This is a genomic window from Moorena sp. SIO3H5 (assembly GCF_010692395.1).
Lineage (GTDB): Bacteria > Cyanobacteriota > Cyanobacteriia > Cyanobacteriales > Coleofasciculaceae > Moorena.
In genome coordinates, this window is record NZ_JAAHHS010000327.1 from 1 (window position 1) to 8,852 (window position 8,852).

At 43.4% G+C, this 8,852-nt stretch carries 4 protein-coding genes; 2 read left to right on the plus strand and 2 right to left on the minus strand.

Annotated elements, in window-relative coordinates; translation table 11 throughout:
* Positions 1-88: 88 nt before the first annotated feature.
* The gene (locus F6K52_RS27040; protein WP_293085640.1) at positions 89-6,271 is read left to right on the plus strand and encodes a hybrid sensor histidine kinase/response regulator; all 6,183 of its coding nucleotides are present in this window, start codon (positions 89-91) and stop codon (positions 6,269-6,271) included.
* On the opposite strand, the gene F6K52_RS27045 is transcribed toward F6K52_RS27040, so the two are convergent.
* Together F6K52_RS27045 and F6K52_RS27050 are read right to left on the minus strand one after the other, a co-directional pair.
* The gene (locus tag F6K52_RS27045; RefSeq protein WP_293085643.1) at positions 6,251-6,409 is read right to left on the minus strand and encodes a hypothetical protein; all 159 of its coding nucleotides are present in this window, start codon (positions 6,407-6,409) and stop codon (positions 6,251-6,253) included. The two genes, F6K52_RS27040 and F6K52_RS27045, sit on opposite strands and share 21 nt — an antisense overlap.
* A 154-nt stretch (positions 6,410-6,563) precedes the next feature.
* The gene (locus F6K52_RS27050; RefSeq protein ID WP_293085646.1) at positions 6,564-6,707 is read right to left on the minus strand and encodes a hypothetical protein; all 144 of its coding nucleotides are present in this window, start codon (positions 6,705-6,707) and stop codon (positions 6,564-6,566) included.
* On the opposite strand from F6K52_RS27050, the gene F6K52_RS27055 reads away from it, so the two are divergent.
* On the plus strand, positions 6,684-8,852 hold a 2,169-nt coding region (locus tag F6K52_RS27055), incomplete at its 3' end, for a serine/threonine-protein kinase PknK (RefSeq protein ID WP_293085649.1). The two genes, F6K52_RS27050 and F6K52_RS27055, sit on opposite strands and share 24 nt — an antisense overlap.

Sequence of the window (8,852 nt, forward strand, 5' to 3'; positions counted from 1 at the left end):
TCTAGTCTGGAGGAAAGGGGAAATCTATAAAGTGAGTCCTTTTTAATTGGTCGCTGAGGCCGTATCCCCTCACCTAGGTATGTCACCCATGAACACAACTCCTCCCAAGATTAAAGGCTATTGCATCACTGACCTGGTCTACCATGGGTCGAGAACTGTAGTTTATCGTGGCACTAGGAACTCAGACGAAACACCAGTAGTACTCAAATTCCTCAATAATTCCTATCCCAGCTTCCAGGAACTTGTCCAGTTCCGCAATCAGTACACCATTGCCAAAAATCTTGACCATCCCGGCATTATCAAAATCTATAGCTTGGAGTCTTACCAAAATACCTTGGTATTGGTGATGGAAGACTTTGGTGGCATCTCCATCGAAGAGTATACCACTGATAGCTTGGATCAAGAACCGAGTATGCTCACTGAGCAGTCACTTCAGGAATTTCTCCACATCGCCATTCAAATCGCTTCCATTCTCGATGAACTCTATCGCCACCGAGTCATCCATAAAGACATCAAGCCTAGGAATATCCTGATTAATCCCAGCACCAGTCAAGTCAAACTGATTGACTTCAGTATTGCCTCCCTACTGCCGAAAGAAAGCCAAATCCTGACTAGTCCTAACTGCCTCGAAGGTACCCTGGCTTACCTGTCTCCGGAACAAACTGGACGGATGAATCGGGGCATTGACTACCGCAGTGACTTTTATTCGACTGGGGTAAGCTTCTACAAGTTGCTCACCACAGAGTTACCCTTTAGCACTACTGACCCGATGGAGTTGGTTCACTGTCATATTGCTAAACAACCATTACCTCCACACCAGCGTAATCCAGCTATTCCCCCACTGCTGTCGGCAATTATCAGTAAACTGATGGCAAAAAATGCTGAAGACCGCTATCAGAGTGCTTTGGGGCTTAAGTATGACTTAGAACAGTGTGCGGAACATTGGGACAGATTGGGCGCGATCGCTGACATTAAGTTGGCTAGTCGAGATATTTGCGATCGCTTCGTAATTCCGGAAAAACTCTACGGGCGTCAAGCCGAAGTCGATACCTTACTCGCTGCCTTTGAGCGAGTCACTCAAGGAACAACAGAAATGATTCTGGTCGCGGGCTTTTCCGGGATTGGTAAAACCGCTGTGGTCAATGAAGTCCAAAAACCGATTGTGCGGCAGAGGGGTTACTTCATCCAAGGTAAGTTTGACCAGTTCCAGCGCAATATTCCCTTTAGTGCCATAGTCCAAGCACTCCGGGATTTGATGGAGCAATTACTCACCGAAACCGATAGCCAACTGCAACAGTGGAAAGCACAAATTCTGTCTGCTGTGGGTGAGAATGGTCAAGTGCTGGTGGATGTGATTCCAGAATTAGAAAGGATTATCGGTAAACAGCCTCCGGCTGACGAACTTTCTGGTACGGCAGCTCAAAATCGGTTTAATTTGCTCTTTAGTAAATTTATCCAAGTGTTCAGCACCAAGGAACATCCCCTAGTGATTTTCCTCGATGACTTGCAGTGGGCAGATTCGGCTTCTCTGAAGTTGCTGCAATTGTTAATGGCAGAAACTAATACGTCTTATCTACTGCTAATTGGTGCTTATCGAGATAATGAGGTAAATTCTAGTCATCCGTTGATGCTCACCTTGTCCGAGATGGCCAACCTTGGTGTCTCACTCAATACCATTACCCTTGAACCCCTCAGCAAATCCGACTTAAACCATCTGATTGCGGATACCCTGACTTGTGGGATAGAACTGGCGGAACCCCTCACCGAACTAGTGGCTCAGAAAACTAAAGGAAATCCGTTTTTTGCGACCCAATTCCTGAAATCTCTCCATCACGACCGATTAATCAGCTTTAATTTTGAGCAAGGGTATTGGCAGTGTGATATCGCTGAAATTAGACGCTTGGCTCTGACGGATGACGTGGTTGAATTTATGGCACTGCAGTTACAGAAGTTGCCAAAAGAAACTCAGGATGTTTTAAAACTAGCGGCTTGTATTGGCCACCAATTTGATTTAGATACCCTGGCGATTATCCATGATCAATCTCCAACCGAGACAGCGGTTTCTTTATGGAAATCTCTGCAAGAAGGGTTGGTGTTACCCACTACTGAAATTTACAAATTCTTTACCGTTAATAGTAATTCACCATCGAGCACATTAGAAAAATTCTCCCAAAGCTCAATCCCCCTATGGGCTACGCCCACGCTACGCGAAAACCAATCCCCAAGTTACAAGTTTTTACATGACCGAGTCCAGCAAGCGGCTTATTTTCTGATTCCGGAAGACCAGAAACAGTTAACCCACCTGAGTATTGGGCAACTGCTGTTGAAAAATATCCCGATAGCAGAACGAGAAGAAAAGATTTTTGATATTGTCAATCAGTTGAATTATGGTGTGGAGTTAATTACAGATCTTGCACAGCGAGATGAATTAGCTCAATTAAATCGTATTGCTGGAGAAAAAGCCAAGGCGGCCACGGCCTATGGGGCGGCTTTTAACTATTTAACCGTAGGTTTGGAATTGCTAGGGGAAAATAGCTGGCAACGTCAGTATGATCTAACCCTAGCCCTATATCAAGCTGCCGCCGAGGCCGCATACCTCAATACCGACTTTGAGCAGATGGAGCAACTGGTAATGGTAGTTTTGGCACAAGGGAAAACACTACTGGACAAAATCACCGCCTATGAAGTCTCGATTGACGCCTATAAAGCCCAAAACCAGGGTGAGCAAGCCATTACCACCGGGCTGCAAGTGCTGAACCTATTGGGCATAGAACTCCCCCAACAGCCCAGTCCAGAGGATATTGAGCTGGCACTAAACCAAACACAGTCAGCTTTAGAGGGTAAAGAGATTGAGAACTTAATTGATTTGCCGGTGATGACCGCACCGGAAAAACTAGCGGCGATGACTATCCTCTCGCGACTCGGAAAAATTGCTTATCTGACCATACCTGTACTGTTTCCGTTAATGGTTTTGAAACAGGTCAATCTCTCCCTGCAAAATGGCAATTGTCCTGTGTCTGTTGTGTGCTATACACATTACGGCATCCTGCTCTGGCACTTCTGTGGAGATATCGATGGCAACTATCGCTTCGGTCAACTGGCTCTGGGGTTATTAGGACGGTTCAATGAAAAACAGCTTAAATGTACAGTACTGTTTGTGGTCAATATCACCATAAAGCCCTGGAAAGTGCATCTGAAAGAAACATTAACCCCTTTGATAGAAGCTTACTCTTTAGGGCTAGAAACTGGAGATTTTGACGACTCTGCCTTTTGTGCGTATATGTATTTAGAACATTCTTTTTGGCTCGGCAAGCAGCTAGCTGAGCTTGACCAGAGCTGTGCGAAATATCATCAAGGGATTGATCAACTCAAGCAAGATATCCCACATCAGCTTAGTGCCATGACCTGGCAAGGGGTCTTAAACTTACTAGGACAAGCTGAAAATTCTTGCTGTTTAAGGGGTGAAGTCTACGACGAACTCCTCATGCTCCCACTCCACAAGAAGTTCAATAACGTCAGGGCACTTTACACCCTACACCTAAATAAATTATTTCTGTGTTATCTATTTCAGGATTATCCGCAAGCTTGGCAACAAGCCACCATTACCGAAAATTATTTAGATGGAGTAGCAGGCCTTTTCGTTTTTTCGCTTTTCTATTGGTACGATTCTCTGACTCGCTTAGCTCTCTATCCTCAACAAAATCACACTCAACAACAACAAAGTTTAGATAAAATCGCCCACAATCAAGACAAGATTAAAACATGGGCAGACCATGCCCCGATGAATTATTTGCACAAATTTTATTTAGTCGAAGCCGAGCGCTATCGTGTTTTGGGTCAAAAGCTGGAAGCCATAGAGTATTATGACCGCGCCATTGCTGGAGCAAAGGAAAACCAATACATCCAAGAAGAAGCCCTGGCTAATGAATTGGCGGCTAAATTCTATTTAGAGTGGGGTAAAGAAACGATTGCCCAAGCCTATCTGACTCGTGCCTACTATGGCTATAGTCACTGGGGCGCAAAAGGTAAGGTGGAGGATTTGGAAATTCGCTATCCCCAATTTTTAGATTCCATTCTTACCCAGAAAACTATCAATATCAGCACAGCAGAGACGATCACCCACCTCACCACTCAAGGGGTTAATAGCAGCACTACCAAGGCTTCCACTGCTTTGGATTTGGCTACGGTTATCAAAGCATCCCAGGCTCTATCTGGGGAAATCCAGCTAGATAAGTTGCTCTCGACGTTGATGCAAGTGGTGATGGAGAATGCTGGAGCTGACAAATGTGCTCTAATTTTGGTCAAAGGTGACCAGTTAGTGATCGAGGCTATGAAAACCGCTAATCAACTCGCTTTAGTGGAATCTATGCCAGTAGAAGAAAGCCCAGATATTCCCCAAAGTGCGATCAATTATGTTAAGCGGAAATCGGAAACCTTAGTTATTAATGATATTACTGTTGAGACTATCTTAGCTGCTGACCCCTATTTTCTCCATCAGCAACCCCGGAGTCTGATGTGTACTCCCATCATCAATCAAGGTCAACTAATTGGCTTACTTTATCTAGAAAATAATCTCACCACTGGAGCCTTTACACCAGACCGATTAGAAGTGTTAAATCTGCTCACATCCCAAGCCGCAATTTCTATCGAAAACTCCCTGTTATATGGCCAATTAGAAGATTATTCCCATACCCTAGAACAAAAAGTAGAAGAACGCACCGTTCAACTAGCGGAGTCTAATCAACAACTGAAAGCTGCTAAACAAAAAGCCGATGCTGCTAACCAAGCTAAAAGCGATTTCCTCTCCAATATGAGCCATGAATTGCGTACTCCTCTTAATGGCATTCTTGGCTATGCTCAAATCCTGAAGCGGAACCGAGACCTCGGCACCAGGGAAATTGATGGTTTAACGATTATTGAGCAAAGCGGTAACCATTTGTTGACTCTGATCAACGATATTTTAGACCTATCTAAAATTGAAGCTCGCAAAATGGAACTCTACCCCAGGGATTTACACCTCCAAAGTTTCATCGAAAGTGTGGTCGGGATTATCCGGATGAGAGCATTAGAAAAAGATATTGTATTCCAATATAACCCTGAGGATAACTTACCTCATGGCATTAAAGCTGACGAGAAACGACTGCGACAGGTACTGCTGAATTTATTAGGTAATGCGGTTAAATTTACTGACAGTGGTCAAGTAACATTAAACGTTAAGGTGATTAGTCTCGACCAACTACAAAAGACAACACTTCTTGATGCAATAGCGAGTGGGGGAAACCCCCAAGACCGCACCGGTAGTCGCTCATGGGGGGAACCCCCAAGACCGCGCTACCTCGCTGCATCGCTTCGTTTTCAAGTTATTGATACCGGTGTTGGTATGACCGAAGAACAGTTACAGAAAATTTTCCAACCCTTTGAACAAGTGGGAGATACCCAAAGGCGTGCTGCTGGCACTGGTTTAGGTTTAGCCATCACCAAGCAGTTGGTAGAGCTAATGGGAGGAAAGTTGCAAGTCACAAGCGAATTTGGTTATGGCTCTACCTTCTGGTTTGATGTTACCTTCCCACTGGTAGAAACATACCAACCACAGCAGCAACAGAGTCTCGGGCAAATTGTTGGTTATATTGGCTGTCGGCGCAAGGTATTAATAGCGGAAGACTTTGCAGCAAATCGGGCTGTGTTGCAGAACATGCTAGAGCCGTTGGGCTTTGAAATAGTGATGGCAGAAAATGGCCAGCAGGAAATCGAACTAGCTCAACAGCTGCAGCCTGACTTGATTTTGACCGACTTAGTCATGCCTGTCAAAACTGGCTTTGAAGCGATCGCAGAATTGAGAAACCTACCTCAAATGCAGGATATCCCAATTATTGTGGTTTCCGCTAACGTCTTAGACACAGACCAAGAGAAAAGTAAGCTTGTCGGCTGTCAAGGCTTTTTGTCCAAACCCGTAGATGAGCAACAGTTGCTGAAATTATTGGGAGAGTATTTACAACTGGAGTGGATTTATGAAGAAGACTCCCAACAGACCATAGCACCAGCTAGTTTAGAGCAACCGTTAGTGATTCCGCCACCAGCAGAAATAGAAGTGCTCTACGAATTAGCCATGCTCGGGAGTATGAGAAAGATTCGCCAACGAGCCACCTATCTCCAAGAACTGGATACAAAATATATACCCTTTGCTAAGAAACTCAAAGATTTAGCCGAAGGATTCCAGGATCAAAAGATTTTAGCTTTAGTAGAAAAGTATCTAGAGATGGAAGAAAGTTAATCGATTAATGGGAGTAGGCAAGAGGCAAGAGGCAAGAGGCAAGAGGTAAGAGGCAAGAGGCAAGAGGCAAGAGGTAAGAGGCAAGAGGCAAGAGGCAAGAGGCAAGAGGCAAGAGTGAAAAAATCCTGTGTAGTTCATAGCTATAAAAAAAGGCTATATCTTGTTGCAAAACCAAAGTTAAGGGAGTTAAGCTGTAGAAAAATTATTTATTAACAATAATAATGATTATAGCGTTTATAAATATATCATAAAATAATTTTTTGATTGATAAAAAAATAATCTGATAGATTTACTACTGTTCCCGATTCCCAATTCCCGATTCCCGATTCCCGATTCCCGATTCCCGATTCCCGATTCCCGATTCCCGATTCCCTGTTCCCTGTTCCCTGTTCCCTGTTCCCTTTGGTATATTATGATTACTATAAACGGCTATCAAGTTAACACTAAAATTTACGAAAGTTCTAATTCAATCGTTTATCGAGGTATCAGAGATAACGACAATCAATCGGTGATTATCAAAGTCCTCAAACAAGATTATCCCACCGAATCAGAGTTGACCAGATATAAACAAGAATATCAACTCAGTCACTCTCTAAATTTTGCCGGAGTTATCAAAGCCTATGAGTTGCTAAAGTATCAGAGTACGCTGATTATTATCTTCGAAGACTTTGGCGGAGACTCCTTAACTAATTGGCTAAGTAAATGCCAGTTTACCCTAGAGGAATTTTTAAGATTAGCTATCCAAATCACCGATAGCTTAGGGGCGATTCATGGGGTGGATATTATTCATAAAGATATTAATCCCAGTAATATCATTTATAATCCAGATACCGAGGAAATCAAAATTATCGACTTTGGCATTTCTACCCAGTTACTACGGGAAACTCCCACCTTAAAAAATCCCCATGTTCTAGAAGGAACATTAGCCTATATTTCCCCAGAGCAGACCGGGAGAATGAACCGTTGCCTAGATTACCGTACAGATTTCTACTCCCTTGGGGTTACCTTCTATGAATTACTCACTGGCAAACTCCCCTTTGAGACTACTGAGCCGATGGAGTTAGTCCATTGTCATCTTGCCAAACAACCTATCCCTCCCCATCAACAACAGAGCTTAACCTTAACCTGTCCACAGATTCCTCAACTCTTGTCAGATATTGTCCTAAAATTAATGGCAAAAACCGCTGAGGAGCGTTATCAAAGTGCGTGGGGCATTAAAGCAGATTTAGAAGAATGCTTGAAGCAGTTACAGACCACTGGCAAAATCCCACCATTTCCCCTAGGTACTCAAGACATTTCAGAAACCTTTCACATTCCCCAGAAACTCTATGGTAGAGAGCAAGAAGTCCAGATGCTGCTAGCTGCCTTTGAGCGAGTTGCTGCGATCGCAACTAGCAAAGCCTATGAACATCGAAAATCTAACTTCAGCTCCACACCAGTCCAAAATTTAAGCAATGCCCGGTCTCGAACTGAAATGATGCTAGTCAGTGGTTATTCTGGCATTGGTAAATCAGCATTGGTACGGGAAATTTACAAACCGGTCACTAGGCAACGAGGATACTTTATTTCTGGAAAATTTGACCAATTTCAGCGCAATATCCCCTACTCTGCTATTGTCAGTGCCTTCTCTAGTTTAGTGCAACAACTGCTGAGTGAACCAGAAGAGCAACTGAACCAGTGGCGAGAAAAACTCCTAGCAGTACTAAATCCGAATGGACAGGTGATCATCGATGTGATTCCTGAAGTAGAACTAATTATTGGTAAACAGCCCACCGTAGCAACTCTTCCCCCTATTGAGACTCAAAACCGCTTTAATTTAGTTTTCCATAACTTCATCAAACTCTTTTGTTCTGAAGAGCACCCCCTAGTCATTTTCCTTGATGATCTTCAGTGGGCAGATACCGCTACACTGAAGTTGATTGAGCTAATCATGACTAATGAAGAAACCGAGTACTTATTGTTAATTGGTGCTTATCGGGATAACGAAGTCAACGCCACTCATCCGTTGATGCTAACCCTAGATAAGCTGGAGGAATTGGGCGCTACCTTGGAGCAAATTACCTTAGCTCCTTTACAAGAAAACCAGATAAATCAACTAATTGCTGATACCTTACAAGCTCAGGGAGAGTCAGTGATACCATTAGCCAAATTAGTGGTGAATAAAACCGCTGGTAATCCTTTCTTTGTCAAGCATTTTCTCCAAACACTTTACACCGAAAACCTACTAAGGTTTAAGGCTCCTCAAGATGGACATCAAGCTCAATGGCAGTGGGATATTTATGAAATTGAGGCAGTAGGGATTACTGATAATGTGGTCGAGTTGATGGTCAGCAAGCTCAAAAAACTACCAGTTACTACCCAGAAAGTGTTGCAACTAGCGGCTTGTGTCGGTAATTATTTTAACCTCACTACTCTGTCAATTGTCTATGAAAAGTCCTTAACAGATACCTTTAGGGATTTACTGAGTGCTATTCAAGAAGGATTCGTGTTGCCAACATCTGAGCTGAAAACTAGTGATCAAGAAATTATCGAGTCTCAACTGGTCATTCTCAATTTTAAATTTCTCCATGACCGAGTCCAA

Coding starts and splice junctions, on each gene's coding strand:
- F6K52_RS27045 (WP_293085643.1), bottom strand. CDS start 6,409: ATGAACTACACAGGATTTTTTCACTCTTGCCTCTTGCCTCTTGCCTCT.
- F6K52_RS27040 (WP_293085640.1), top strand. CDS start 89: ATGAACACAACTCCTCCCAAGATTAAAGGCTATTGCATCACTGACCTG.